This window comes from Pseudoalteromonas sp. GW168-MNA-CIBAN-0100, assembly GCF_040309225.1.
GTDB classification, from domain to species: Bacteria; Pseudomonadota; Gammaproteobacteria; order Enterobacterales; family Alteromonadaceae; genus Pseudoalteromonas; species Pseudoalteromonas arctica.
This window is the reverse complement of record NZ_JBEOOL010000351.1, coordinates 1-312: the sequence shown is the minus strand read 5'-3', so window position 1 is coordinate 312 and position 312 is coordinate 1. Positions and strand designations below refer to the sequence as shown.

Annotated in this window: 1 pseudogene; it reads right to left on the bottom strand. The window is 44.9% G+C overall.

What is annotated here, in order from left to right:
• A pseudogene (locus AAEY62_RS21425) lies at positions 1 to 312 on the bottom strand (IS21 family transposase); the annotation flags it as partial.

The window sequence follows — 312 nt, the reverse complement described above, 5'->3', positions numbered from 1 at the left end:
ATCCAAGCCTTTTTCTAAGATAGTCTTTACTTGTTTAACGCGAGTAACACCTGTGGTTAATGCGCGATGACAGGCGGCTTCAAGACGTTGATCACTAAACTTTTTACCTAGGCTTAATAACCCCATACAAGCACGGTAGCTTTGCTCTGGATGTTTTTTAGCTTGCATCAATTGCATAACAAACTGCTCAGTTGATGTGCCAAATTTACTCGCCCAGCGTTCGAACCGCTGTGGTGTCCATTGTTGCTGCTTTTGATGAGCGATAGGCATATGCAGATCAAGCGTGGTGTGCGCACCTTCTCGGTATGATCT